Source organism: Anabaena sp. CCY 0017, from assembly GCF_963920885.1.
Taxonomy (GTDB): Bacteria; Cyanobacteriota; Cyanobacteriia; order Cyanobacteriales; family Nostocaceae; genus Nodularia.
In genome coordinates this window covers 33864-58211 of record NZ_CAWUDG010000025.1, presented here as the reverse complement: position 1 = coordinate 58211, position 24348 = coordinate 33864, and the positions used below count along the sequence as shown (strand labels likewise).

At 41.9% G+C, this 24348-nt stretch carries 27 protein-coding genes and 1 pseudogene; 10 read left to right on the top strand and 18 right to left on the bottom strand.

The features are described 5' to 3' along the window. Nucleotides 1-8: 8 nt before the first annotated feature. Complete coding sequence (locus tag ACM0OW_RS21610; RefSeq protein ID WP_414552216.1) at nucleotides 9-815, bottom strand: alpha/beta fold hydrolase; 807 nt, start codon at nucleotides 813-815, stop codon at nucleotides 9-11. A gap of 343 nt (nucleotides 816-1158) precedes the next feature. Here ACM0OW_RS21610 and ACM0OW_RS21605 point away from each other — a divergent pair, with 343 nt between their 5' ends. The 3 genes from ACM0OW_RS21605 (at nucleotide 1159) to ACM0OW_RS21595 (ending at nucleotide 1877) form a co-directional block, all read left to right on the top strand. Beyond that, nucleotides 1159-1362: a hypothetical protein gene (locus tag ACM0OW_RS21605; protein WP_414552214.1), complete on the top strand. Its 204-nt coding sequence runs from the start codon at nucleotides 1159-1161 to the stop codon at nucleotides 1360-1362. A gap of 91 nt (nucleotides 1363-1453) precedes the next feature. Continuing rightward, nucleotides 1454-1666 (top strand): type II toxin-antitoxin system HicA family toxin, encoded by a 213-nt coding sequence (locus ACM0OW_RS21600; RefSeq protein ID WP_006194402.1) that lies wholly within the window; start codon nucleotides 1454-1456, stop codon nucleotides 1664-1666. Next, a complete protein-coding gene (locus ACM0OW_RS21595) occupies nucleotides 1659-1877 on the top strand; it encodes a type II toxin-antitoxin system HicB family antitoxin (RefSeq protein ID WP_414552212.1) in 219 nt (72 codons plus the stop codon). The genes ACM0OW_RS21600 and ACM0OW_RS21595 overlap by 8 nt, the downstream gene beginning before the upstream one ends. A gap of 32 nt (nucleotides 1878-1909) precedes the next feature. Here the strand turns inward: ACM0OW_RS21595 and ACM0OW_RS21590 are convergent, their stop codons facing one another. The 4 genes from ACM0OW_RS21590 to ACM0OW_RS21575 form a co-directional block, all read right to left on the bottom strand. After that, nucleotides 1910-2356 (bottom strand): SRPBCC family protein, encoded by a 447-nt coding sequence (locus tag ACM0OW_RS21590; RefSeq protein ID WP_414552211.1) that lies wholly within the window; start codon nucleotides 2354-2356, stop codon nucleotides 1910-1912. 42 nt (nucleotides 2357-2398) lie between these two features. Further along, on the bottom strand, nucleotides 2399-3838 hold the full coding sequence (zds, locus tag ACM0OW_RS21585) for a 9,9'-di-cis-zeta-carotene desaturase (protein ID WP_414552209.1): 1440 nt from the start codon (nucleotides 3836-3838) through the stop codon (nucleotides 2399-2401). A 345-nt stretch (nucleotides 3839-4183) separates the two neighbouring features. Beyond that, complete coding sequence (locus ACM0OW_RS21580; RefSeq protein WP_414552207.1) at nucleotides 4184-4360, bottom strand: CopG family transcriptional regulator; 177 nt, start codon at nucleotides 4358-4360, stop codon at nucleotides 4184-4186. Nucleotides 4361-5349: 989 nt separating this feature from the next. Further along, entirely contained in the window at nucleotides 5350-6984 is a 1635-nt protein-coding gene (locus ACM0OW_RS21575; protein WP_414552205.1) for a DUF6930 domain-containing protein, read from the bottom strand. Nucleotides 6985-7417: 433 nt separating this feature from the next. Between ACM0OW_RS21575 and ACM0OW_RS21570 the strand changes: the two genes are divergently transcribed. The 3 genes from ACM0OW_RS21570 (at nucleotide 7418) to ACM0OW_RS21560 (ending at nucleotide 8673) form a co-directional block, all read left to right on the top strand. Further along, nucleotides 7418-7774 (top strand): HesB/IscA family protein, encoded by a 357-nt coding sequence (locus ACM0OW_RS21570; protein WP_414552204.1) that lies wholly within the window; start codon nucleotides 7418-7420, stop codon nucleotides 7772-7774. Between the two features lie 86 nt (nucleotides 7775-7860). Then, nucleotides 7861-8280, top strand: coding sequence for a tetratricopeptide repeat protein (locus ACM0OW_RS21565; protein ID WP_414552202.1), 420 nt, complete (start codon nucleotides 7861-7863; stop codon nucleotides 8278-8280). Nucleotides 8281-8430: 150 nt separating this feature from the next. Beyond that, nucleotides 8431-8673, top strand: a complete 243-nt coding sequence (locus ACM0OW_RS21560; protein ID WP_414552201.1) for a hypothetical protein — start codon at nucleotides 8431-8433, stop codon at nucleotides 8671-8673. A 307-nt stretch (nucleotides 8674-8980) separates the two neighbouring features. Here the strand turns inward: ACM0OW_RS21560 and ACM0OW_RS21555 are convergent, their stop codons facing one another. The 6 genes from ACM0OW_RS21555 to ACM0OW_RS21530 form a co-directional block, all read right to left on the bottom strand. After that, nucleotides 8981-9907 (bottom strand): TIGR01777 family oxidoreductase, encoded by a 927-nt coding sequence (locus tag ACM0OW_RS21555; protein WP_414552200.1) that lies wholly within the window; start codon nucleotides 9905-9907, stop codon nucleotides 8981-8983. 42 nt (nucleotides 9908-9949) lie between these two features. Then, complete coding sequence (locus tag ACM0OW_RS21550; protein ID WP_414552198.1) at nucleotides 9950-10393, bottom strand: FHA domain-containing protein; 444 nt, start codon at nucleotides 10391-10393, stop codon at nucleotides 9950-9952. A gap of 353 nt (nucleotides 10394-10746) precedes the next feature. Next, nucleotides 10747-13176 (bottom strand): heavy metal translocating P-type ATPase, encoded by a 2430-nt coding sequence (locus tag ACM0OW_RS21545; RefSeq protein WP_414552196.1) that lies wholly within the window; start codon nucleotides 13174-13176, stop codon nucleotides 10747-10749. Between the two features lie 106 nt (nucleotides 13177-13282). Beyond that, nucleotides 13283-13489 (bottom strand): hypothetical protein, encoded by a 207-nt coding sequence (locus ACM0OW_RS21540; protein WP_414552194.1) that lies wholly within the window; start codon nucleotides 13487-13489, stop codon nucleotides 13283-13285. Between the two features lie 97 nt (nucleotides 13490-13586). After that, entirely contained in the window at nucleotides 13587-13862 is a 276-nt protein-coding gene (locus ACM0OW_RS21535; protein ID WP_414552193.1) for a TM2 domain-containing protein, read from the bottom strand. Between the two features lie 694 nt (nucleotides 13863-14556). Further along, a complete protein-coding gene (locus ACM0OW_RS21530; protein ID WP_414552191.1) occupies nucleotides 14557-16125 on the bottom strand; it encodes a lysostaphin resistance A-like protein in 1569 nt (522 codons plus the stop codon). Between the two features lie 377 nt (nucleotides 16126-16502). Here ACM0OW_RS21530 and ACM0OW_RS21525 point away from each other — a divergent pair, with 377 nt between their 5' ends. Together ACM0OW_RS21525 and ACM0OW_RS21520 are read left to right on the top strand one after the other, a co-directional pair. Beyond that, the gene (locus tag ACM0OW_RS21525) at nucleotides 16503-17180 is read left to right on the top strand and encodes a uracil-DNA glycosylase (protein ID WP_414552190.1); all 678 of its coding nucleotides are present in this window, start codon (nucleotides 16503-16505) and stop codon (nucleotides 17178-17180) included. Nucleotides 17181-17192: 12 nt separating this feature from the next. Next, the gene (locus ACM0OW_RS21520; protein ID WP_414552188.1) at nucleotides 17193-17414 is read left to right on the top strand and encodes a toxin-antitoxin system, antitoxin component, Xre family protein; all 222 of its coding nucleotides are present in this window, start codon (nucleotides 17193-17195) and stop codon (nucleotides 17412-17414) included. A gap of 174 nt (nucleotides 17415-17588) precedes the next feature. Here the strand turns inward: ACM0OW_RS21520 and ACM0OW_RS21515 are convergent. Beyond that, nucleotides 17589-17741: pseudogene (locus tag ACM0OW_RS21515) on the bottom strand (Uma2 family endonuclease); the annotation flags it as partial. 118 nt (nucleotides 17742-17859) lie between these two features. On the opposite strand from ACM0OW_RS21515, the gene ACM0OW_RS21510 reads away from it, so the two are divergent. After that, on the top strand, nucleotides 17860-18207 hold the full coding sequence (locus ACM0OW_RS21510; protein ID WP_414552186.1) for a hypothetical protein: 348 nt from the start codon (nucleotides 17860-17862) through the stop codon (nucleotides 18205-18207). Here ACM0OW_RS21510 and ACM0OW_RS21505 read toward each other — a convergent pair. From ACM0OW_RS21505 to tyrS, 3 genes are all read right to left on the bottom strand, one after another. Beyond that, nucleotides 18204-18752 carry a hypothetical protein gene (locus tag ACM0OW_RS21505; RefSeq protein ID WP_414552230.1) on the bottom strand — a complete coding sequence of 183 codons (549 nt, stop codon included), beginning with the start codon at nucleotides 18750-18752 and terminating at the stop codon, nucleotides 18204-18206. The genes ACM0OW_RS21510 and ACM0OW_RS21505 overlap by 4 nt on opposite strands. A 74-nt stretch (nucleotides 18753-18826) precedes the next feature. Further along, nucleotides 18827-19543, bottom strand: a complete 717-nt coding sequence (gene pyrF, locus ACM0OW_RS21500; RefSeq protein WP_414552185.1) for an orotidine-5'-phosphate decarboxylase — start codon at nucleotides 19541-19543, stop codon at nucleotides 18827-18829. A 13-nt stretch (nucleotides 19544-19556) separates the two neighbouring features. Next, a complete protein-coding gene (gene tyrS / locus ACM0OW_RS21495) occupies nucleotides 19557-20756 on the bottom strand; it encodes a tyrosine--tRNA ligase (RefSeq protein WP_414552183.1) in 1200 nt (399 codons plus the stop codon). A gap of 287 nt (nucleotides 20757-21043) precedes the next feature. Between tyrS and ACM0OW_RS21490 the strand changes: the two genes are divergently transcribed. Then, nucleotides 21044-22852, top strand: a complete 1809-nt coding sequence (locus tag ACM0OW_RS21490; RefSeq protein WP_414552228.1) for a transglycosylase domain-containing protein — start codon at nucleotides 21044-21046, stop codon at nucleotides 22850-22852. A gap of 61 nt (nucleotides 22853-22913) precedes the next feature. Here the strand turns inward: ACM0OW_RS21490 and ACM0OW_RS21485 are convergent, their stop codons facing one another. From ACM0OW_RS21485 to ACM0OW_RS21475, 3 genes are all read right to left on the bottom strand, one after another. Continuing rightward, nucleotides 22914-23237 carry a DUF1825 family protein gene (locus ACM0OW_RS21485; protein WP_414552182.1) on the bottom strand — a complete coding sequence of 108 codons (324 nt, stop codon included), beginning with the start codon at nucleotides 23235-23237 and terminating at the stop codon, nucleotides 22914-22916. 217 nt (nucleotides 23238-23454) lie between these two features. Next, nucleotides 23455-23880 (bottom strand): NUDIX hydrolase, encoded by a 426-nt coding sequence (locus ACM0OW_RS21480; protein WP_414552180.1) that lies wholly within the window; start codon nucleotides 23878-23880, stop codon nucleotides 23455-23457. A gap of 35 nt (nucleotides 23881-23915) precedes the next feature. After that, entirely contained in the window at nucleotides 23916-24317 is a 402-nt protein-coding gene (locus ACM0OW_RS21475; RefSeq protein ID WP_414552178.1) for a hypothetical protein, read from the bottom strand. Nucleotides 24318-24348 lie beyond the last annotated feature (31 nt).

The following is a 24348-nucleotide window of genomic DNA, read 5'->3' as shown; positions in this document are numbered from 1 at the left end:
ACGTCTTATCAGCAGTCTTTCAGATACTCTTTAATTAGATGAATGGTTTCTTGTGGATGGCTCAGATGTGGGCAATGTCCCGTAGCCTTCATCAGTTGCAATGTGCTGTCAGGTAAGTGTTGGTGTAAGTAATGTCCAACCTCTGTTGGTGCGATCGCATCTTCAGCACATTGTAAAATTAGTGAAGGTACTTTCATCTTGGGTAAGTCACTGCGGTTATCAGAGTAAAAAGTCGCATGGGCAAAACAACTAGCAATCACAGGATCTGTAGAACAAAAACTGGCTTCAAGCTCTTGAGTTAGTTCCGGTTGATCCTCATTTTTCATCACCATCGGAGCCAAAAAGCTCGCCCAGCCAATATAATTTTTTTCCATAATATCCAACAGATCCTCTATATCTTGGCGCTCAAACCCGCCCACATAATTGGGTAGGTCATTGATATAGCAGGGTGAAGGACAGACAAGAACAAGTTTCTCAAAGATATCAGGGGATTGGATAGCAGCAAGCATCCCAATCATATTACTTACAGAATGCCCGACAAAAATCACCTCCGTCAAAGCCAATGCTGCACAAACATCGAGGATATCTTGGGCATAGCCATTGAGATTGCTGTACTTTTCAGTATTGTAGGCACTAATATCAGACTTCCCAGATCCTACATAGTCGAATAAGACAATGCGATAATCATTCTCAAAAGACGGTGTTATGAAGCGCCACATATTCTGGTCACAACCGAACCCATGAGCGAACAACAAAGTTTTTTGCCCTTCTCCGAAAACCTTTACATTATTCCGTAGGAGAATGTTTTGATCCATTTCATCAATATCAGTATCATATAATTCATTGTACTGCTTATATGACTTGACAAATTCTAATTTATACTAAGCGTTAATAATCTTTGATACAGGTATAGTGATATTTCTCGTTAGGAAAACAGGCATTTCTGTTAACAGGTAATGTTGCTCGTCAATAATTTTAATAAAAAATGTTTGCAGTGTGAAATCTGAAAGTGTTTTTATCTAAGCATTTTGGCGCTTTATAATCTAAACTAAGAATAATTTTCAGCATTTAGTGGAATTTTAACTAAGAATCAGATATACTTTATTTAGACTGAGACTTACTCAGCTTTGGTATATTTTACATTAACGACTAAATATAATGAAACAATTGAATATTTCCCGGCTTGCGCCTCTAGTAGTAATTCTAATAGGGGGTGTCTTTGCTTTTAGACATGATGAATGCCGTCTTCCTTATGTGGAAAAAGTTCTGCCTGCCGCCTTGATGGCCTCCTGTGCTAGAGATGATGATTCCAACCCACCCTCTGATTCTGAGAAGAAATTGAAGGGTAAGGCAAAACCGTAGGTGATTCACCCTCAGCCTATATAAAATGCTGAGGGTACATACAAATAGACTGATGAATTATTTGATAACTTATATTTAAATCTTATAAATTATGCCTAAGAAAATTAGAGAACTTAAGCAAATGCTTCGCCAAGTTGGTTTTACAGAAATCCCAGGTAAAGGAAGTCATACTAACTGGGTGCATCCCTTATATACTGGAAAAATCACGATTTCAGGTAAAGACGGAGCAGATGCTCAACGCTACCAAGAGAAGAAAATAAAACAAGCAGTTGAGAAGGTCGAAGGGAGAAAACAAGATGAGTAATCTCAAATACCAAATGATTATTCAATGGTCAGAGGAAGATAATTGCTTCTTGGTAGGATTTCCAGATTTTCCTGGACAAGAATGGCGAACTCATGGGGATACTTACCAATTAGCAGTAGCCAACGGCATTGAAGCCTTAGAATCTCTGATTATTGCTTATGAGGCTACGGGCGATACACTACCACAACCAACAGTGTGTAACGCCGCATAGTTTCAATTTCCGAGGGTAGTGAGACAACTGCTTTAGCTATCAGACTTGACATTCAAAGCATATTCTTTGAACCTTTCTAAGTCAGCTTGAATTGTAGACTCAACTACCCTACCTAAAAACAAATTATCCATAATTTTGCCAATCAGCCCAGGAATAGCATAGGAAATAGTCATTTTGACAATAGTACTACCGTGGCGATCGTAAAAGCGAATTGCTCCCTGATTCGGCAAACCATCAACAGATTCCCATTGAATAATTTGCTGTTTGACAACTTTCAGCATCCGGGATTGCCATTTAAATTCCAGACCATTAGTGCTGAGTTTCCATAGAGATATATCTGGATTTTCTGGCGAAATTTTCACAGAATCAATCCACTTCATCCAACGAGGCATTTGCTCTAAATCAGACCAGAGTCCCCAGACTAATTCTATGGGAGCTTCTACTTCAATCTGCACACTATGCTCTAACCACTCTGCCATTTTTTTCTTCCTTTGCTTGGTTTGTGTGCCTAGTGCGGTGGGTTATTTCTTGACGTTCTCTAAAATTACTTTTGCCGCACGTCGTCCAGATATAGTTGCTCCTTCCATACTGTCGATGTAATCTTGCTGAGTATAACTACCTGCTAAAAAGAAATTATCCACTGGAGTTTTTTGGTTAGGACGGTAAGGGTCCATTCCTGGTGCTTCCCGGTAAAGAGATTTCGCCAATTTCACGACACTATACCAAGTCATATTCAGTTCTCTTGATGAGGGGAACAGTTCATGAACTTGCTTGAGAACGTGTTGCGCGATCGCCTCATTACTTTGTTTAATAAAAGGATCTCCCGGTGTGAGTACTAGCTGTAACAAAGACCCTTCTCCAGGGCGATAATAATCACTGGGACTAGTCAAAGCCAAATCAGCAAAACAAGAAAAATCAGCATCGGCGGTATAGAGCAAATTATCTATCCCCGCAGCATGATTTAGCTGTTTGCGTTGCGCTTCATCTTGCAGTTCTGTCACCCAGCCATCAAATCTTAGCTGTACTGTGGCGACTGGTACAGCATCCAACTTATATATATTGTCAAATTCTGACCACTTACGCCACTCTTCGGGTAAAATTCTCTGAATGCCTGGGACATCGCAAGCAAAAACGTAAGCATCAGCCGTAATAATTTCTGTGGTGTCACCTTCAGCAACTGCTATACCAGTGACGTGAGTTTGTTCGCCTGATTCGGTAAATTGAATTTCCCGGACTTGGCGACGGGTATGAATTTGAGCGCCTCTCGCTTCTAAATATTTGAGGATAGGCTGGTGCAAATACTCATTTGGTGAACCCTCCAGCATTCGCATAATCGAAGCTTCAGTTTTAGACGCAAAAAACTGGAAGATTGTCAACATACAACGGGCAGAAATATTGTCACAATCAATAAATCCCAAAGCATACGCAATGGGATTCCACATTCGTTTGATACTACCTTCACTACCACCATGACTGCGGAACCATTCTGCAAAGCTAACTTTATCTAAGGTACGGATAGTTTTCATCGCCCCGTTGAAGTCTACCAAACCTCGGACTATGGGGCTAGTACCCAAAGCGATCGCATTTTGCAGTTTATCTTGTAATGACAGTTGAGAAGTAGTAAAAAATGCCTTTAATCCATTGAAAGGCGCACCCGTAAAAAAGCGGAAATCTAATGTACCAGTGCGTCCTCCTTTATTAATAAAGGTGTGGGTATGTTCTTTCAGGCGTAAATTTGACAACGCCCCCACTTTTTCCATTAAATCAAATAGCTGGTAGTAGCACCCAAAGAAGACGTGCAACCCCATTTCAATATGGTTGCCATCATCATCCACCCAGCTACTGACCTTACCACCCACAAATGGACGGGACTCAAAAATTTGGACTTCACAACCAGCATCAGCCAAATCTACTGCGGTTGCTAGCCCAGCCAGTCCCGCACCCACTATTGCAACACGCATGATTCCATCTTACCTTTTCAGTTTCTTTACAGATTGTAACTGGGTTGGTGTCGGAATTGGCTATTTATCGCCGTAGTCATATTGGTTAGAAAAGTTTTGATAGCTTAAGGTCCTTGAAGCAACTGGGTTTAAACTCAGCACGCTGCTCACACCTTGCTCCACCAACAGCACTTTTTCACATACCAAGTTTACTATTCTCTAAAGCCACAACAGCGTCATGTCATCTGATAATCACTTTACCTTTATCACTCTTGGGACGTGTCAGTGAATGTAGACCAAGGAAACATCACAAGTGTTTTTGGCATATAAATTGATGATCATCTATAAATCCCTAAAACTAAATCCCTAGTTGTTTGTTTCCTTGGTGTCATCTGATAAAGGTAGCCCTCTAATCAGTTCCCGAATAACATCTGTTGCAGGTCTACCAGTTTGCTGGCAATATTTTTCTAGTTTTTCTGCTTCCTGTGTTGCTAAATTGACAGTTATACGTTTTACAGCCCATTTTTTATTAGTCATTATCATGCTATTTGCTATATGTTAACACCATCTAAAAGAACAATTAACTCCAGATGAAGACGATAAGATTATCAGAGTTTGTGTCAAGAAACAAGCAATGCCGTTAGCAATAAAAAAGTCATCTTTGTGAAATGTCTTGATCATTGCCCAACAAAATATAAGATTAGAATTAGCATTGTGACAGCAAAGATATCGCACGCTATCTGGTAAAAACAGTTACACCAACAAGGTGTCTATCCAATCCTGATATTTTAGATAAAATGGCTCGATTTTTTTTGTTTTATCTATCTATCAGAACTTGTTTAAATTAAACGTTTTTTCTATTCATAATCTTCATCACCTTGGTTTACCCAGGAGAGAATGTTTTTCATACTCATTTTCAATTTAACTTGATAAAGTTACTCAAACTTTGTTTCTAAGACAAGTGAAACCAGTGGAGATTCATGACTAGATTCCTCCTGAAATATGATGCAGCTTCTTTGTTAATAAGCTTGCTTTTGGAGCAGAACTGTTACCTTTATTTGTATGGTACGGCTATTATAACCATGAATTTTATACTTTAAATAATCTTTATGAAATGGTGATTTAAGTAAATATTTCTGCTTTATAAAAAAAACATGAACAAAAAGCTAGAATATCTAAGTTTTTACTTAATTCAGGATAAAAATTAGGCAATGAAATTCATAAAACCTCAAGCGTCACCATTTTTACTGAAGTATTTCATGGTTTTACGCCTGTTGATTAGCTGACTAAATCAAGCAAAATTAATGTTATTACGCGTACTTTATGAAATTAAGATAAAGTACCAAGGAAAATGCGCCTCAAATTTTTCAACCATTTTTGTCATGGTCATAGTATCTAAAAATAGTCGGAAATCAGTAGGAAAGCGGAAGAAACTGCGGAATGTGGGATAGCAACCGCCAAGGAGGCAGACAAGACAATAGGCGGCCTTCCCGGTGTGGGAAGGCCGCCTAGGCATGGTGCATTTGATAGGTTTAAAATTGGGGCATGAGTTGGAGAGTGCCGAGACCTAAATCTTGAGGTGAAAGCGATCGCACTTCAAATAAAGCCATCATATCTCGCAATTGGGGATTACCACGGGACGCACCTGTTAGTCCTTTGGCAATAATTAAGCCACAGTAACCTTTGGTATTTTTACAGCGCTGATTCCATTTTTTGCGAGCTTCTCTATGAGTGGGATCATCCTCTAAGAATTCACCGAATAAGAATAACTCATCATCTTCAGTTTGCAACAAACCCAAGTCGTAGCGATCGCCATCAAAAGGATCAGCACCAGGATTGAAGCAAATGGCTTTGAGTCCGCCGGCTGCACCAATCTTTTCAATCACAGTTTTAGCCTTGGGTCGGGAGGTTTGAATTAAAATTACTGGTAATCCGTCACCAACTTTTTCTATTTCACCAGCTTGATGGGTTTGAACTCCTTGGCGCAAGGACTCCAGCATCTCCCAAGATATTACTCCCAGACTCAAAAAGGCATCTTCTGGGATTAAGTCATCCCGCAAAGAAGAAAAATCAGGTAAGTCTTCCTCTTCCATTTCTTCGAGATCAAAACCTGCCATTTCCTCTAATTCTGCTGCTAACTGCGGCATAGTAGAAACAGTTACAGATAAAGATTTAATTGATTCTGACTCTGATTTAGGCGGAGAAATGCGATAGTTGCGGCTCAGACTAGGAAAAGTCTCGCTCTCCAATTGGCTGTGGTAATCGCGGATAAAACGGTTCAAGCTTTCTAAAGCCACGAAGACAGCAAGCGCCTCTTCTTCATATAAAACAGAACGTAATCCTTCTAAGGGATGGATATTACCGAAAGTTGGCTCAATTTCCGATATGGGCAGATAGGCTAAATCCTCATCTGCGTCTATTTCATCTTCGTCTATCTCATCTTCACTTTCAAAAGTCAGAAACAGGCAATCTTGTTTCAGGAAAGCTTCTTCTAAACGTCCTTGTGATTCATCATCCTGTAAAACTGCGGCTCGAAACTGTTTGAGAGACTCTTCTGAGCGATACAATAAAATTCCATACTCCATGCCTAGCATCCCCATAACCGAGGCGTAGAGCGTACCCACATCCCATTTGTTAATCTCTATTGATAAGATTTGCTGTTCTTCTAAAAATTCCCAAGGCGCAGACTGCCAAAGAGCCAAGGCTTTATTATGCAATGCTTGTGCATACTGGGGAGGTAAATCAGGAACTTGGTTCTCCAGAATTTCTGTAAACCCACGAAACAATTCATCAATTAAGGGCAATTCTGGAACGTAGTCAATGGCAATATCCAAATCTTGCAGGACACCGCGCAGGTAAAACTGAATTTCCCGGTCTTTAACTACGATTTTTTGGGGTCGCGCCGGTTTACCAGGACTGTGGGGATGTTCCATCGCGCGCATTAAGGTGCGAACAATTGCTTCGGGGCCTGTTTCAGGAGCTACAACGTCCATTCCCCGGACAACACCCTGTGAACCATCTACCCAAAGAATACATTCACCTTGGGATTCCGAATCTGTATCCTGGGTGGGTGATGATGACATTGGACGGCGATCGCCCTCCCATACAGAAGGAATTTGAGTTAATGTCTTCAACCGACGACTGGTAGAGCGATTAAAACTTGTCATAAAGTAGATTAATCAAAAAGAAGCAATTTGGCAGTAAACTATGGGAAATAACTAGTACAGCATGGCGTAAATAACACAACTATCTAAAATCAATGAACAGCCTACTAGAATCGGCTTTTGACTTTTGACTTTTGATTTTTGACTTCACTGCGGTACTAGGCTGGGGTAAAATTTTTCTGGCTACACCTGAAGAGTGGTTGCAACTGGTGGTTGCCATCAGGCTTAAACTCCAACAATACCGAATCCTTAAACAGAGCGAATCTCTCAATTCTAGAATAAAAAGTTTTGGCTGCTTTTGACGGAGTGTTGACAATTTGACAACTAACGATATCAATATCGCTAGAATAAAAGCAAAAACAAACAGGGTGAACCAACGGTAATCAAAAACCTCGCCCCCTCAAGGTTAGACCACTTAAGGAGTTAAAACAGCAAAATGACACAAGTAACTCAGTCCCAAAAACGTGGAATTCAACTGAGCCAATCAGCTTTACTCCAGGTAAAATCCTTGCAACAAAAGCAAGGTAACGAACTATGCTTACGAGTAGGAGTGCGTCAAGGCGGTTGTTCTGGAATGTCTTACATGATGGACTTTGAGGACACCAGCAAGATCACCCCGCAGGATGAAGTTTTCGATTATGATGGCTTCAAAATTGTTTGCGATGGCAAAAGCTTATTATACCTTTATGGTTTAATGCTCGATTATAGCGATGCCATGATTGGTGGTGGTTTCCAATTCACTAACCCCAATGCAGCCCAAACCTGTGGTTGCGGCAAGTCATTTGGAGTGTAATATGATCAGTGGTCGGTTGTCAGTTATTAATTACTATTGATGACTGACTGCCAACTATTGACTATATAACTATTAACTGATTTGCTATGGCTCAAACAGTAGAATTCCTGTTTGATACAGGTTTGGAACGATATAAAGCTGGTGAAACACCAGAAACTTTAATACCTGTATTTAAAGAAGTGTGCGATCGCGCCCCTAAGACAAGTTCAGCTTGGATTTGTTTATCTTGGTTGTATTTGCTAGAAAACAAACCCAGCTTGGCTTACAAAGCGGCACAGAAGGCAGTGAGGTTAAATCCACAAGACCCACAAGCCAGAATTAACTTGGCTATGTCCATGTTGGAAACAGGTCAAAAAGGTTTGCGAGAACATATTGAATTCGCAAAACAGTTAATTTTTGTGAACGAAGAATGGGAAAAAGACGTTAAAGATAGCATTGCTGATGGTTTAAACCGAAAACCAGATTGGCAGAGTTTGGCAAAAGTCAAAGCTTGGCTATTCGATTAATTAATTAAGGCTAGGACTAGTGCCGCAAAGCGGAAGTCAAAAGTCAAAAGTCTTGATTTTTGACTTTTGAACTTCTTTCAGCCGTGCTGTACTAGTCTGATTAAAAGCCAAAATTAACAATTCAACCTGTTCCCTACTCCCCACTCCCTGATGAAAGAAAAATTATTAAACTGGCTAAACCTAGTTTTAGTTGCTGATGTATTCTTAGTTTTATTTGGCTTTATTTGGTTGGCGATCGCCGCCATTGGTGATGCTGCGGGAGTAAACTTAGGTTTAGATTTATGGCATCAACTTTGGATACCTGTGTTTAACCCCGCAATTGGCATCCTTATGGGTGGCGCTCTTCTTAGCGGTTTAGTCAGTTGGGTTTCTCGCAAATTCCAAGCTGACTAAATATAGCCCAATACAGTTCAGTTAAGCCTAAAAGTCAACGTCTACGTAGGTTGGGTTAAGCGCAGCGCAACCCAACAAAGTCATGGAAATGTTGGGTTTCACTTCGTTCTACCCAACCTACAATTTTCTTAACTGAACCGTATTGAAATATAGCCACCACCAAGAAGATTGGGGGATCATTGTGAGTGATTGCTTGAGGTGGTGGAATACCTACTCAGCACTCGGTGTCCGGGGGGGTTCACTAAGGATTTCGACGAACCACAGACTCACTGCTTAAACCCGCCCCTACCTACTCAGCACTCAGCACTCAGCACTTTCCTATAATTTGTGACAACGCTGGTTGCAAATTAGGATATTCATACTCAAAACCCGCCTCTAAAGTCCGCTTAGGCATGACTTGTTGACCTTCTAAAACTACCATCGCGCCATCTCCTAAGAGAGCTTCGAGCGCGAACCCAGGAACGGGTAGCCATGAAGGACGTTGCATTACTTGTCCCAAAGTTTGGCTTAACCCTGCCATCCTGACAGGATTAGGGGCAGTGGCATTATATGCGCCTGCCATGTCTGGGTTCGTTAAAGCTTGTAAAATCAGACTTACTAAATCATCTAAGTGAATCCATGAAAACCACTGCCGACCACTACCAAGGGGTCCACCTGCAAAAAGTTTGAATGGCGTAATCATTTTGCCCAAAGCACCACCATTTCCTAGAACAATACCCAAACGCAAAATTACAAGACGCACACCAGCATCTTTAACTTTTTGGGCTTCTGCTTCCCAGGTTTGACAGACTTGAGCCAGAAAATCCTTACCAGATGAACTCGTTTCATCAAAGATAGCTGTTTCACTGGTTCCATAGTAACCAATAGCCGAAGCATTTACTAACACAGAGGGTTTAGGGTTAGCTTTGGCTATGGCTTCCGCTATTTTCTGTGTACCTAGCTGGCGACTATTGAGGATTTTCTGCTTTTGTTCTGGTGTCCAGCGTTCCTCGGCAATTGGTTCTCCTGCGAGATTAACTACACCATCACAACCAGCGAGCGCATCTTGCCAAGAACCAGATATTGTGGGTGTATAAGCCAGAATTTCTACATTAGGAAAAGCCCCTGCTGGAAACACTTTTTGAGCAGAAGAAGTGTTACGGGTTAACACCAGTATTCTATGACCCTGCTTGTGCAGTCGTTCTACTAGACGACTACCGACAAATCCCGTTGCCCCAGTAATGGCTACTTTCATAACGCAAATGCACCTTAACCAAACCCTTATTTTAACTATTTCTCAGTCTAACTCTTCATCGTCCGTCATACCTGGATTAATTAGTGTGATATCATACTCAATCTCATCCGTCTGTCTGGATATCTGAGTATTTTGTAATAAATAATAAATAGCGCGTACTTGAGGGCCAAAAACAATCTCATCTTCATTTTTGAGATTATGAACTGGCATTTTGCGTCCATTAATCATCAGACCATTGGCACTAGGCTTTCCTTTGGCATCGCCATCTACAATCCGGTAATAATAATTATGACCATAACCATTAGTATCTCCTCGTTGCATTCTCACTAATGTGGCATGGCGACGGGAGACAAACTGAGACATTAAACGAATATTACACTCTCGGTCTCTACCAAGAGAGTATATGGTTTTTTCCAGAGGAAATTCCTTGCGCCCTTGATCATCCTCAATAATCAATAAATGGCTTTCATTGCTTTCTGTTACCATTGATACATTGTTGATATAATCGGTTAAAATCTAAGTAATCATAATTAACGCAGTGTACCATTTTTTAATTTTTGTCAAGTACACCGATAAACACGGATAGATTTGTACTTCAGAAGATGAAGAAATGTGACAACGTTTTTAGCCATTTTTATGCACTACAGTTAGTGCTAATCAGCTGATTCAGTATTCCACTTGACTGGAACGAGTAGAACACGTTGGTTCTACTCACTCAGTGCTACTGTTGCTCCATTAGGAATGGTAGCAGGTTTTGACTACACTTAAGTATCGATACTTAAGTGTAGCGTGAGTTGGAGAAAAAACAGCATTGGATTGCCAATATTAATTGGCAGTTTTCAAAGACGATGAGCTAGTCTCCTCAATAAAATTGAGTTGGTAACAACACTGACAGAGCTAAAAGCCATTAACGCCGCCGCCCCAGAAGGACTGAGAACAAAACCAAATTTTGGTAACAATACGCCTGCGGCTAAAGGAATACCGATGGTGTTATACGCAAATGCCCAGAATAAATTTTGGCGAATTTTGTTGAAGGTGGCACGACTGAGTTGAATTGATGCTACAACATCATTTATGCGATCGCGCATCAGGACAATTTCGGCAGTTTCCATTGCCACATCTGTTCCAGAATATAAAGCAATGCCCACATCAGCTTGTGATAAAGCCGGAGCATCATTAATGCCATCGCCAACCATTGCGACGACTGAGGGAGATTTTGATATTCCTGTTAACTGGAGAGATTTGATCACATCTGCTTTTTTAGCTGGGAGAACGCCCGCCATCACATCAGTGCTATCTAGTCCTAATTGTTGAGCTATGGCATTAGCGGCTTCTAATCTATCGCCACTGAGCAGTATTACCCGTAAACCCATCTGACGTAACTGGTTGACTGTAGCTTCAGCATCTGGTCTCAGGGTATCTTGAACAGCAATGAGTCCGGCTAAATTACCCTCAACTGCTACGCCAACCACCGTTTTACCATCTTCTGCTAGATGTTGCGCCATTTGTTGTGCAGCGTCACTGGCAAAAACTCCGTGTTTACTTAACCAGTCCCAGTTACCCAAAAGTACAGACAGACCTTCCACAATGGCAGATACACCCAAACCGGGTTCTGTGTGAAAGTCTACAGCGTCAGGAATAAATAACTTTTGCTCCTGTGCTGCTTGTTGAATGGCTTTAGCTAGGGGGTGATAAGTACCGCTTTCTACGGCTGCTGCTAGTTGGAGGAGAGAGTAAGGTTGATGAGCATCCCATTCCTCAAAGGGTAGGCAATCAGTAACGGTGGGATTGCCTGTGGTCAAAGTACCTGTTTTATCAAATACAACTGTATCTAACTGGTGGACTCTCTCTAAGACATCGCCACCTTTGATTAACAAACCCCGTTCAGCACCGATGGCTGTTCCTACAAGAATCGCTGTGGGTGTAGCCAGTCCTAAAGCACAGGGACAAGCCACAACCATGACGGCGATCGCCAGTTTTAAGCTCGTGAGTAGGGGGGAATGGGTCGAAACGCCATCCATCGCTTCTGGACTAGAAAGTGGCGCGTGACTCATCATATCCATGCCACTAGATACAGTGACATCATTCCAGATATGAGTACCGAAAAAGAACCAAAAAACAAATGTCAATATAGAAGCCGTTAAAACACCATAAGTAAAGTAACCTGCGACGGTATCGGCTAATTTTTGGACTGGGGCTTTTCGGATTTGGGCGGCTTCTACTAAAGTCACGATTTGTGCCAAAGTGGTATCGCTACCAGTACGAGTTGCGATGATAGCGATCGCACCTGACTCGTTCAGAGTTCCTGCGGCTACCAAATCCCCTGGCTGCTTAATCACTGGTACTGCTTCCCCAGTCAGCATAGACTCATTTACCGTGGTTTGCCCAAACCGCACCTCACCATCAACGGGAATTTTATCCCCTGGTAGTACCTGTAACCATTCGCCAACACGCACCTTTTCGGCAGGAATCTCCACAATATTTGCTCCCAAACCTAATTTTTCCGGGTCTGGGTTAGGAATCAAGCGGGCTATCTGTGGTTGGAGTGAAAGCAATTCCCTAAAAGCGGCTGAAGCGCGACCTCTGGCTTGTTGCTCTAAAGTCCTACCCAAGAGAATAAAACCCAGCATCATCACCGGTTCATCAAAGAAGCATTCCCAACCCATTTGGGGGAATAGTAATGCGATTAAACTCGCCGTGTAGGCTGTCAGCGTTCCCAATCCCACGAGGGTATTCATATTAGGGGCATTGCGTCGCCATCCCCGCCAACCATCTATTAGAATTGGGCGACCGGGAATTAATATTGCCACTGTTGCCAATCCACAGTGAAACCAGATGTTATTCACAATTGGCAGGATTTGACCACCCATGCTGCCAAAATGTCCAATTCCCGACAACACCAGCAGTACCCCAGCAATAATTAACTGCCTAAATGAAGAACGCATTTCTCGACGCTTGCGTTCTTCGGCATCTGGTAGGGTAGATTCGCCACCAACTTTTTCCCTAGCTTGACGCGGTTGAGCGGGAAATCCAGCTGATGTCAATCGCTGTGCTAGTGCATCTTGGTCTACCTGACCAGGTTCTGTCTCTACCACTGCTACCTCTGTAGCCAGATTCACACAGGCGCTTTTGACTCCTGGATATTGCGTTAGCTGTCGCTCTACAGCGCTTACACATCCAGCACATTTCATTCCCCCAACATCGAGGATAATTTTTTCGGAAGTCGGGGTTGGTTCTGGAGTAAGCTGAGTTTTCGGGGCAAGTTGCATGACAAGTGTTGGGTTCGCTACGAAACTTCAACGCCTCAATAAAAGCGTCTCTATTTTGAGCGTAGGCGAAATTCGGAGATATGACAGAACGTCGAAGATATTAATTTTATGAATTTATGGCCTTTGGCGGATTTTTTCTGCGACTCCACCTCAAATAAGTAATATAAATCACAGATACCACCTGTATGGGCGCGATCGCAATCAAACTTTTCCCAAAATAGTTGATGTCCAAATTAGACATAACGTTGAAGTAGCCCATACCCATCAGTAGCAACATTGTCCAGGTGAGATATTTTTGTTTAATTGTTAGCATATAAAGCTTTGCACCCTTGTCGGTACTGATATCTGACGTGGCATAGCCATAGAAATAGCAAACTACAGATGAACACAGATAGATGATAGAGAAATTTTTAGAACCAGCCCTGCTTATTCACAAAGTAGGTATTAACAAACTCTTCTGGGGACTTGTTCAAGTAGATCATGCCTTCAATTAAACCTACAAGCTGCATAATTAACAAACTAATGCCGTAGGTAAAAAAACCTCCAACTAAAGCGATAACGAGCATGATAAAACCTTCTGGGACATACCCTAGAATAAATTTATGCGCTCCAATTCCTCCAAAAATGATGCCGCAGTAACCAGCAATAAGTTGTTTGGTTGGTTGACTAGAATTTAAATTAGCCATATTAGTTTTACTCCTGGAGAAATGTTTATAAAATTTTTATTCTAGTGAAAATCAAAATTGTCAAATATATTTGTTTCTTAAATATATTTTTAATTTTGTGTTAGTAGAATTTCGCCCTAATACCTATAGGTAAAGCAGTTTGTATACTTTAAAAGCAAAATTTACAATCTAATACAGAGGAATTATTTATCAGTATCTTTATAAATCTTGTGCTATTTGCTAACTCTTTTAACCTATTGAAAAGGCAACTTTGGCTAGGTTTTGTACAGATTTTTAGCTAACGTATATTTTGTACTTAGCCCTGATAATTAAAAATCGCACATTTTTTGCTGCTAACTAAAACACGGTTTGATTTAAATTACTTGTATTATTTGTAGATGTATTTCCTTCATGGTGAGGAAACAAATTTTACAAGTACAGTGCTAGTTCTGAAGTAGAGGAGAACTACATAGAGTCAAAATAGCATTTGTAACAAAATAATTCCTGCCAAAATGGCAAATAAAGGCAATACATATTTCAGTGATTGCTGAAGTTACCCAGATAATACTCGATGTTTAGCTAAACATTTTGTAATTGAGTTGACAGTATTGCTGCACTGATATTTGCTAGCAGAATTTTTATGCTCAAAATAACATTTATATAACCAAATGTAAGCAAATAATTTTAAAATTCGCAACCGTGTTATGAAGTTTTATTAATTACCACTACCCAAAACAAATAGACTGAGTAAGGTTCCACTATTCCACAGACTATGAAGCAGCATGGGAGCCAAGAGATTCCGAGATCGCGTGTAAACTACACCTAAAACAATCCCTAACGCTGTCAGGGGTAGGATTTCCGACAAACTCAGGTGAGCGATCGCAAACAACAAACTACTCAAAATAATTGCTGGCCAAACAGGTACATAACGAGTCAGAGAAGGCAATAAAAAGCCGCGAAACAGCAGTTCTTCAAAAATTGGGGCAGCGATCGCCGCAGTAAAGAAAAACAGCCCCAGAGCCACAGTATCTTGGCTTTCCAGCGCCAACTGTAACAAAGGATTACTACCACCCTGACCCCGCCATAATTGTTGGTTAATCAACGACACCACCACCACTATCGGTAAAGCAGCACAATAACCGCCAAATCCCCACAAAATCCACCGATCCTGCAACCGGAAGCGAAACCAGTTTTCTGGTAGCGGAAAATAGCGCTTGAGCGATAAATAAAGCACCAACAGCGCCCCTGAAGCCACCATCATGTAACTAACTAAAACAGACAAAGCCTGAAGTCGGACATTCACAATGGGGCGCGGGATGGGAAGCAGCATGACCAAAACAGGTACAAACAGTTGCCCCATAAAGAAAAAGCCCACCACAAAAACCTGTAAAATCGTTTCTGCACCCCAAGGCGTTGACCAAGGCAAATCAGCATTTTGAGCCAATAAAGCAGCTTTCCCCTTGATCAAACGCTGACCAATCAAGATAAGCAGTAAAATTAGACCAGTTAATGCTGTCGCAGTGGGAATTGTGGCAATGAGAGCTAATTTCACCACAGCTTGGGTAGCCGCTTCTTGTTGTTCGGACTGAATTGTTGATAAAGCTTCTTGTCGTTGTTGGAGTTGGTAAAGTTGAATTAAAGAAGTATCGCGAAACCAGCCATCTAAATTTTTGTTAATTAGCTGTTGGGAATTAGGTAGAAGTCGAGGCGGGTCACTCCATATTCCACTCAACACAGCCGCAGTTTCCCGAAATTTTGGACTAATTTGGGAGCGTTGCTGTAATTCACCCCAAGTGTTTATAGCTGGATCAGTTTTTTCTTGCTTGGCTTGTAAAATTCCTAGACGTAAATCTAAATCAGCTTGTAATTTTTGCAGTTCTTGGATAGATTTCCGCAACTTTCCCTGATTTTCCTGACGCGAAGCTTGAGGATCTGGAGGTGCATCTGGTAAAGGTTTAGGGGGTACGGGAAGAGCTTTAGATTGAGCAAGTTGTTTTTGAGCTTTATCCAAATTAGTTTGGACTGACTGACGCACCTGCTGATATTGCTTTGTAGCACTTTCTAGGGGGTTTTCTCCCAGAATCGCTGCTTGAATTGCTGACAAGTTTTCATCATTAACGTCTTCTAGCTGCCAAGCTTGGGCTTGTAGCGCAATATTAGTTTGGTACAATTCCAGACGACTTTGAAACTGTGGCTCCTGCAAAGTCCCAAATAAAGATGAAACTGACAACAGGATTGCTATCGGCGTTAGGACAAAAAATAAAATTAACCGCTTAATCGTCATCTATTCCCCTTAAAAAATTCACCAGAGTAACGCGTACCCTTTGGAAATTATCTCAATAAAAAGCCAAAGCTTGATCAATATCTTAATATTTTGAGTTTGTTAGTTGTGAATTAGAACTTCGTGCCGGATTCATGGTTAGCGATCGCCACTGGAATCGATACAATGGTAATATAGGACTCATATTTGATTTATGAAACACACGTAGGGTGTGTTATTCAGGAGAGTACGGCACCAAGACCCAGAAGACGGTGCGTTAGGCTAAAGCCATAACACACCCTACATATACTTAGATTTTTTCAATAATCAAATCGGATTCCTATATCATGACTCGGTAAGCAATAGCACCATTCGGAGCTAACCCTAAAATTCTGGTTTTAATGAGCAGCGATATTCAACTCACCCTCTTCGATGACACCAACTCGAACCCACGAGATTTAATCCCCACAAACGCAAAAATCCCTATTAAACCCGGAACATACAACAATATGACCGAGTTGACACAGGATTGCAATCAGTGCCATCGTTGTGGCTTGGGAGACAATCGGACTCATGCTGTTGTCGGGCGTGGTCATCTCCAAGCACCAATTATGCTCATCGGAGAAGCACCCGGTCAAAACGAAGACGAAACTGGCTTACCATTTGTCGGTAGGTCAGGGCAGTTGCTAGAGAAAATATTAGCATCTGTGAATCTGAGTACAGAACAAGATATATATATTGCCAATATTAATAAATGTCGCCCACCAGCAAACCGAACCCCCACCCCTGATGAAATGGGGGCTTGTATACCCTACTTACTAGAACAAATTCGCCTTGTTGACCCGAAAATCATTTTACTCACAGGTGCAACTGCGGTCAAAGGTATTACTGGCGATAAGCGGGGAATTACAAAAATTCGCGGTCAGTGGTTGGAGTGGGAAGGGCGTTTATGTATGGCAATTTTTCACCCCTCTTACCTGTTGCGTAATCCTTCTAAGGAAGTAGGTAAGCCTAAATGGTTAATGTGGCAAGATATTCAAGCAGTGCGTACCAAGTTGGACGAACTCACTATGAACTAGGAAAAGTCAAGAATGTACACAGAAGATCGGTTAAAACAAAAGCTATGGGAAAAAATTAGCCGAATGTCTCCTGAACACATTTTGCTAGTTACAGACTTTATAGACTCTTTAGATCAGCCAAATTCAGACCAAATGTTTACTTTAGCAGCTGCAAAGCTTTCTGAGCCAGCTTTGCAAAAAGTTTGGGATAACCCTGATGATGCTGAATATGATCAACTAGAAGTTACGCATTGACAATTAACATTAAATATGTATTGTCAAAAACCATATCTTTCGTAGGGGTTTAGCAATGCTAAACCCCTACAATGCTGGTCTATTTACAATCAAAATAATCGGGGAGCAAAGTCTGAAACGACGTATTTTATGGAAATCATACCCTGATTAATTTGTAAAGTGCGTAAGTTCTAAAAGATTAAGTGCAATATCATTGTGCGGAATTGTCCCGCCTGTCATGGCAAAAATTTTGCCGTTGACATATTCATAGCGAATATCTTGTTGGGGTTCCCATGTCAGATATTCCTGGACGGTCATTTTTGGAGGTTGTTGAGAAATAGCTATCATAATCCTTAAAAACCGTGATGGGTTCAGGCTGGCTTCAATTTAGCCAAATGATCAAATCTGGAATAGCGGCTGAAAGAACTGTAGTTAATACGGGGAATCGGTTAGCACAGGAAAAAATATGTGGGACTTAATTATATTTTTAGTATGTGTGTGGGGAATTTTGATCGGCGCAATATATCTTTATCTTAATTCTGCCTCATCTGCTAAAAAGAAAAAACGTCATCGTTATCGAGAAATTACTCGCCACAATACCCGCAACAATAACAGTGTTTGGAGTAGCTCATATATTCACGATTATGGTAGCTATAACTCTAGTAGCAGCAGTGGTTATGGCGGTAGCAGTAGTAATTGCGATAGTAGTGATTATGGCGGTAGCAGTAGTAACGACAGTAGTGGATATAGCAGCAGTAATTGCGATAGTGGTAGTTATGATGGCGGTAGTAGTTGTGATTGCGGAGATTATTAAATTCCGGTACGCATCCGCACACTACCCGCCTGACAATCTCGCAACCAAGTTTTAACTGCTTGGGCAATTACACCCTTGCTACTATCCCTGGGAGGCGATACTACTTGTTGAGAATCACCAGCAATTTGGGTAAACATCATTACTAAACGCCACCCAGTCTTACTTTTTGTCAATAACAACCAGTGAAATTGCTGCGATTCAACGATTTTACCAGCTATATACTGCCGTTCTAAAGTAGTAAAGAAAACTTGCTCTACTCCTGTTGCTGTGCCTTTCTGCCCATTGGCGTTATGCCCACCAGAGTTAATGGGTAGGGGCTGAAACTCTGGTTTTCCTGCTAATAGGACATAACTGTAAATATCACTGGTACGACTGCGACGGCGGGCGCGTTGAGTAAAGCGATTTGCATAACTTGGTAAATCTTGCAATAGCTGAGTAGTTAATAATTCTAAACTTTGTTCAGAACAAGTAGAACTTAAGCCATTTTTAACTGCTTGACTCTGAGTAAGTAAAACAGGTGTATTGGCAAATGCTGAATTATTAATGCTATCTGCCGCTACTAGCCACAAGCCGAAGGCTAAAAGCCATAAGCCATAATTTTTCTTCTGGACTCCTGCTTTCATCCCACTGTAGTTAACTCCTCAACAATCTGATTCCAGGCTAACTCAGGTTCAGCCGCCGCAGTTATCGGACGACCAATTACAAGGTAATCTGCACCGGCTTTGATAGCTTGGGCTGGGGTAAGCGATCGCTTTTGATCTCCCTTGTCTGCCCAAGTTGGGCGCACACCTGGACAAACCAGCAAAAAGTCATTTCCACAAGTTTGGCGTAACTGTGTAACCTCCTGGGGTGAGCAAACCGCCCCATTTACCCCGCATTCCTGCGCCATCAGTGCCATTTCTAAAGCATATTCTGGCAATTCTAACGGAATTTTTAAATCAAAAGCCAGCTGCCTGGAAGAAATACTCGTCAGCAGGGTAATGGCGATTAATTGCGGTGGTTTGACACCTGCTTGCATTGCCCCCACCTGTACCGCCTCAGTTGCCGCTTTCAGGGCATCTCTGCCAGCAGTAGCGTGAATCGTGAGTAAATCCACCCCGTAACTAGCAGCACTACGACAAGCCCCCGCTACAGTATTGGGGATATCGTGAAACTTTAAGTCTAAAAATATCCGTTTTTTCCGGGATTTTAAAACTTCCAGGATTGTGGGGCCAGAACTAGTAAATAATTCTAAACCCACTTTCCAGAAATTTACTTGCGGCAATTGATCTACAAGCGCGATCGCACTTTGTAGATCCGGCACATCCAAAGGCACAATTATTTGGTTATTAGTCATTGGTCATTAGTTATTAATTCTTCACAAGTCGGACAAATTTATTTTTACCAACTTGTAGCACACGCCCGTGTAATTGACTAGGCTGCTCAAAAGTGGTATCAACATCAGTGATGCGATCGCCATCTAGACGCACCCCACCTTCTTGAATTTTCCGTTTACCCTCCCCTGTACTTTTGCACAAACCAGTCACATTGAGAAGAGACGCTAACTTCACAGGAAACTCTGACACCTCAGCCAGAGAAAATTCTGGAACTGCGCCTTCCTTACCGCCGCTTTTTGCCGCTTCCTTAGCCTCATTAGCGGCTGTCTCACCGTTGTACTGTTTAACGACCTCATAAGCTAAAAGCATTTGGCGATCGCGAGGATTTTCTGGCAGCTTTTCCAAAGGTAAATCCGTCAGCAGTTCAAAATACTGAGACAGTAAATTATCGGGAACACCTTGTAACTTCTGATATTTTTGGGCAGGGTGTTCTGACAAGCCAACATAATTACTGAGGGACTTAGACATTTTTTGCACACCATCTGTACCAATTAAAATTGGTAGCAGCAAGCCAAATTGGGGCTTTTGTCCAAAATGGCGTTGCAAATCTCGCCCCACGGCAATGTTAAACTTTTGATCAGTTCCCCCTAATTCCACATCTGCCTCGACAGCCACTGAATCATAGCCCTGCATCAATGGATATAGGAACTCATGGATAAAAATTGGATTCTCTTTTTTATAACGTTCAGCAAATCCCTCCTTAGCCAACATCTGCCCCACCGTCATCGTCGAGAGTAACTCTAGAATCTTCCCTAAATTAAGCCCGGAAAGCCATTCAGAGTTATAACGCACCTCCAACCGTCCTGGTGTGTCAAAATCCAGAATAGGGCGCACTTGGTCAAGATAAGTTTGAGCATTTTGTGCCACATCTGCCTCTGTGAGCTGACGGCGTACCTCAGATTTACCTGTAGGATCGCCAATACGAGCCGTAAAATCACCAATAATGAGAACTGCTGTATGACCTGCATCTTGAAATGCCCTCAGTTTGCGTACTGGTATGCTATGACCAAGATGAATATCAGATCCTGTCGGGTCAATTCCCAATTTGATCCTTAAAGGTCGGTTCGTAGTTACCAAGCGCTTCTCTAAACTTTCACTTTCACGATCAGCATCAGTTGGTTGGGGAAAAATTTCTACTATTCCACGATGTAGCCAAGAAAAATTTTGCGTCATACTAAGAGATTCGCTATTAACTACGCTTTTTAGTCTAAAAGTTGGGTTGGTTATATTCACAGGCAATTTGTCAGTACTTTAATCTACCGAATTAATATAATTGCAAAAAATTAACCGCCTGGCTTCATTGAATGAATTACAGTTATATTTACCAGTGAGGAAGTGAGAACGCCGTGTCGTCTTCTAGGACTTTTACAAATAAGCAGCAACAACGTCAGACTTCATCAGGTTTTGAGTTTTTGAAGGGAGTAGGCCAAATAACTGGCGGTACTCTGCTGTCAATCACAATGCTGGCAAGCTCTATTGTAGCCGGAGGGCTGGTTGGTCTGGCTATTAGTTTCCGTAACTTGCCAGATGTCAGACAGCTGCGTAACTTTGTGCCATCAGAAACAACTTATATTTATGACATTAATGGCAAACTCTTAACAAGTCTTCACGGTGAAGCCAACCGGGAAGTTATGCCCCTAGATAGAATTTCCCCAAATCTGAAACGGGCAGTACTAGCCAGCGAAGATAGTCATTTTTACGACCATCACGGTATAAATCCCAGTGGTGTCGGACGGGCTTTGATAGTAAACTTGGCAGCTGGTAGGGTGCGAGAGGGCGGATCTACCATCACCATGCAGCTGGTGAAAAATTTGTTTTTATCTCAAAAACGTGCCTTTACTCGGAAGTTAGCTGAAGGAGTACTGGCAATTCGGTTAGAGCAAATTCTCAGCAAAGACCAAATTTTAGAACTGTACCTCAATCAAGTTTATTGGGGTCATAATAATTATGGTGTACAAACGGCAGCACGCAGCTATTTTGACAAGTCAGCAGAAATCTTAACCTTGGCTGAGTCAGCAATGATGGCGGGTTTAATCCAAGCCCCAGAAGAATTCAGTCCCTTTGCGAATATAGAACTGGCAAGACGCAAACAAAGGGAAGTTTTGGGGCGGATGCTGGAATTGGAGTGGATTACCCAGGAAGAACATAATGATGCCCTCAAGCAAGAACTGAAGTTTGGTCGCATCAGGTCATTCCAAGGTAGTGCCTTACCTTATGTAACTAATACTGTGTCTCAAGAATTAGTGCAGAAATTTGGACGTGAGGCGCTGATCAAAGGTGGTATGCGTGTGCAAACTACTGTTGATGCTGAATTCCAAACGATGGCGGAAAAAACTGTCAGCAAGTGGAGTGCAAACCTGAACCGTCAAGGGTTGCGGGGTAATGAAATAGCTTTAGTCGCCATCGACCCCCGCACGCATTTTATCAAGGCACTGGTAGGTGGTGTAAATTCCAGAGCTAGCGAATTCAACCGTGCCACCCAAGCCCAGCGTCAACCAGGTTCTGCCTTTAAGCCAATAGTATATTATGCTGCTTTCGCCACTGGTAAATATACACCAGACAGCACAGTACAAGATTCACCTGTCCGTTATCGAGATGGTAGCGGTTGGTACAGTCCGAGGAACTACGACGGTGGCTTTCAAGGAGCAATATCAATACGGTCAGCCCTCGCCCAGTCTCGTAACATCCCAGTCATCAGGTTGGGTATGACTATAGGCATGAATAAAGTCGTAGAAACCTCCCGTACCTTGGGAATCATGAGTCCGATGGCTCCTGTGACTTCTTTGCCTTTGGGAGCTATAGGCATTACGCCCCTGGAACTAGCTAGTGCTTACGCTACCTTTGCCAATTATGGCTGGCAATCACCAGCAACAGTTATGGCGCGTGTCACTGATAGTAGTGGAAATATCTTGCTAGATAATACACCCAAACCCCAGTTAGTTCTAGATCAATGGGCATCAGCAGCAACTATCGATGTGATGCGTTCAGTAGTCACTTCGGGAACTGGTAAAGGTGCAGATATCGGTCGCCCCAGTGCGGGTAAAACAGGTACAACTTCATCTGAAAGAGATATTTGGTATGTGGGTACTGTGCCACAGTTGACAACTGCTATCTGGATAGGTAGAGACGATAACAGACCATTATCTAGAGGTGCAACCGGTGGCGGTATGGTAGCTCCCATCTGGAAAGATTTTATGCAGCAAGCCCTCAAGGGTGTACCTTCAGAGAAATTTAAACCACCTTCTCAGTTTCAGCGCCCTAAACCATAAACAAGTAGGGATTTTGGATGGGTAATTAATCCAAAATCCCTAATGTCAAATTTAAAATTCACTATTGCTGTTTTTCTAGTTCGGTTTTCATCCGCTGTAGGGTAAGATTCATTTGCTCAAACATCTGTTGCGGAGTCACACCAAATTGGTTTAGCTGAGTCTTAAGTTGCTGCACGGTCATCTGCGCCATAAAATCTTCTGACAGCTCGAATCGCTTCATAAAGACGCGATAGCGATCCATCATAGTTTCCATTTGCTCAATAAACAGCTTTTTCCCTTCACGATCAAACTTGCCGTAGTTGTTGCCAAGATTGATTAGTGCTTGATAATCTTCAAACAGCTGTTTTGCTTCTTGCTGAACTATATCAGAGTCAAAGAATCCCATATTACTTATATTCAACTGAGTATTGAAACTCAGCAGCTTAATATTTTTGCCTCTATCACTATTTTAGTCTAGGGAATTCATCTAAGGAACAAGTTTCGGTTTAAGTACGGTTTTTTACCGGAATTTCAACACTTGACTGGGGGCAGGGGGAAGAGGCAGGGGGTGCTAGTTGCAGGGTGCAGGGTGCAGGGGGGGAAAGATTATGACTTCCCAATGACTAATGACTAATGAAATCCAACATGATGCGCTGATGTATAGTACCTAAAGGTCTAATTTCATCGGCTATTGGGGAATAACACTGACCTTGGCGAATATCTTCTGGTGTTAATAATCCCATATCCCAGCCTTCATTTAAAACCAGTTGCTTTAATTCTACGAGGAGTGGTGCATGAAAGACATGGCGCACAACAGCATCATCGGCATAACAAGCGAATTCTACAAATGATGGTAGGGTATAGCCAATTTCTTCGATAACTTCTCGCCTTAGTGCGATATCTGGCGTTTCCCCAAGTTCTAGATGTCCACCGAATAGCCCCCAGTAACCAGGGTAAAGAATACCAGGAATATTATCTCGCAGTTGCATGAGAAACTTGTCTTCTTGGTAAAGAATTGCGATCGCAACCTGAACTGGTTGATCATTCATCGATTTTTTTATACTAACAATTTATCGTGAAATTTTTAACTTTCCTCTATATAAACTTCCCCAAACTCTTGGTCAGCTAAGGGAATACTCTTGTAGTTAACTTTACCCTTAATTACCACTTGCTCCCCCTCTTTCAGGTTGGATTGGTTAGTAATCACCCAAATTTTACCAGTGGAATCATTAATTTGATATGCCCATTGCTTAATTAAGGGAACTTGCTTTTCTACCTTACCTTGGACGTAAACTATATTTCCTTGGTCTGTTTCTGGTTTAATTTCCTGAATCAGGGTGACGTTACTACCAATGCTGAAATTTCCGACTTTTAAGTTCTTTGTTGTGAAGGAACTACAACTACAAAGTCCAGCTACAAGTAATAAAGCAATTCCCTGGCGGTAAGGAATCAGACTGCAAAGGTGAATTTTTTTTGTTGGTTCCATGAAGTTAGTTCCCGTTCGTAAATTTAAGAAG

Bases quoted from the DNA above. Each gene is read 5' to 3' on its own strand.
- ACM0OW_RS21595 (WP_414552212.1), top strand. From the start codon at position 1,659: ATGAGTAATCTCAAATACCAAATGATTATTCAATGGTCAGAGGAAGAT.
- ACM0OW_RS21490 (WP_414552228.1), top strand. From the start codon at position 21,044: ATGCTGGCAAGCTCTATTGTAGCCGGAGGGCTGGTTGGTCTGGCTATT.
- ACM0OW_RS21605 (WP_414552214.1), top strand. From the start codon at position 1,159: ATGAAACAATTGAATATTTCCCGGCTTGCGCCTCTAGTAGTAATTCTA.
- ACM0OW_RS21530 (WP_414552191.1), bottom strand. From the start codon at position 16,125: ATGACGATTAAGCGGTTAATTTTATTTTTTGTCCTAACGCCGATAGCA.
- tyrS (WP_414552183.1), bottom strand. From the start codon at position 20,756: ATGACGCAAAATTTTTCTTGGCTACATCGTGGAATAGTAGAAATTTTT.
- ACM0OW_RS21575 (WP_414552205.1), bottom strand. From the start codon at position 6,984: ATGACAAGTTTTAATCGCTCTACCAGTCGTCGGTTGAAGACATTAACT.
- ACM0OW_RS21475 (WP_414552178.1), bottom strand. From the start codon at position 24,317: ATGGAACCAACAAAAAAAATTCACCTTTGCAGTCTGATTCCTTACCGC.
- zds (WP_414552209.1), bottom strand. From the start codon at position 3,838: ATGCGTGTTGCAATAGTGGGTGCGGGACTGGCTGGGCTAGCAACCGCA.
- ACM0OW_RS21485 (WP_414552182.1), bottom strand. From the start codon at position 23,237: ATGGGATTCTTTGACTCTGATATAGTTCAGCAAGAAGCAAAACAGCTG.
- ACM0OW_RS21610 (WP_414552216.1), bottom strand. From the start codon at position 815: ATGGATCAAAACATTCTCCTACGGAATAATGTAAAGGTTTTCGGAGAA.
- ACM0OW_RS21555 (WP_414552200.1), bottom strand. From the start codon at position 9,907: ATGAAAGTAGCCATTACTGGGGCAACGGGATTTGTCGGTAGTCGTCTA.
- ACM0OW_RS21580 (WP_414552207.1), bottom strand. From the start codon at position 4,360: ATGATAATGACTAATAAAAAATGGGCTGTAAAACGTATAACTGTCAAT.
- ACM0OW_RS21520 (WP_414552188.1), top strand. From the start codon at position 17,193: ATGTACACAGAAGATCGGTTAAAACAAAAGCTATGGGAAAAAATTAGC.
- ACM0OW_RS21480 (WP_414552180.1), bottom strand. From the start codon at position 23,880: ATGAATGATCAACCAGTTCAGGTTGCGATCGCAATTCTTTACCAAGAA.
- ACM0OW_RS21565 (WP_414552202.1), top strand. From the start codon at position 7,861: ATGGCTCAAACAGTAGAATTCCTGTTTGATACAGGTTTGGAACGATAT.
- ACM0OW_RS21510 (WP_414552186.1), top strand. From the start codon at position 17,860: ATGTGGGACTTAATTATATTTTTAGTATGTGTGTGGGGAATTTTGATC.
- ACM0OW_RS21570 (WP_414552204.1), top strand. From the start codon at position 7,418: ATGACACAAGTAACTCAGTCCCAAAAACGTGGAATTCAACTGAGCCAA.
- ACM0OW_RS21540 (WP_414552194.1), bottom strand. From the start codon at position 13,489: ATGCTAACAATTAAACAAAAATATCTCACCTGGACAATGTTGCTACTG.
- ACM0OW_RS21535 (WP_414552193.1), bottom strand. From the start codon at position 13,862: ATGGCTAATTTAAATTCTAGTCAACCAACCAAACAACTTATTGCTGGT.
- ACM0OW_RS21590 (WP_414552211.1), bottom strand. From the start codon at position 2,356: ATGGCAGAGTGGTTAGAGCATAGTGTGCAGATTGAAGTAGAAGCTCCC.
- ACM0OW_RS21550 (WP_414552198.1), bottom strand. From the start codon at position 10,393: ATGGTAACAGAAAGCAATGAAAGCCATTTATTGATTATTGAGGATGAT.
- ACM0OW_RS21600 (WP_006194402.1), top strand. From the start codon at position 1,454: ATGCCTAAGAAAATTAGAGAACTTAAGCAAATGCTTCGCCAAGTTGGT.
- ACM0OW_RS21525 (WP_414552190.1), top strand. From the start codon at position 16,503: ATGAGCAGCGATATTCAACTCACCCTCTTCGATGACACCAACTCGAAC.
- pyrF (WP_414552185.1), bottom strand. From the start codon at position 19,543: ATGACTAATAACCAAATAATTGTGCCTTTGGATGTGCCGGATCTACAA.
- ACM0OW_RS21560 (WP_414552201.1), top strand. From the start codon at position 8,431: ATGAAAGAAAAATTATTAAACTGGCTAAACCTAGTTTTAGTTGCTGAT.
- ACM0OW_RS21545 (WP_414552196.1), bottom strand. From the start codon at position 13,176: ATGCAACTTGCCCCGAAAACTCAGCTTACTCCAGAACCAACCCCGACT.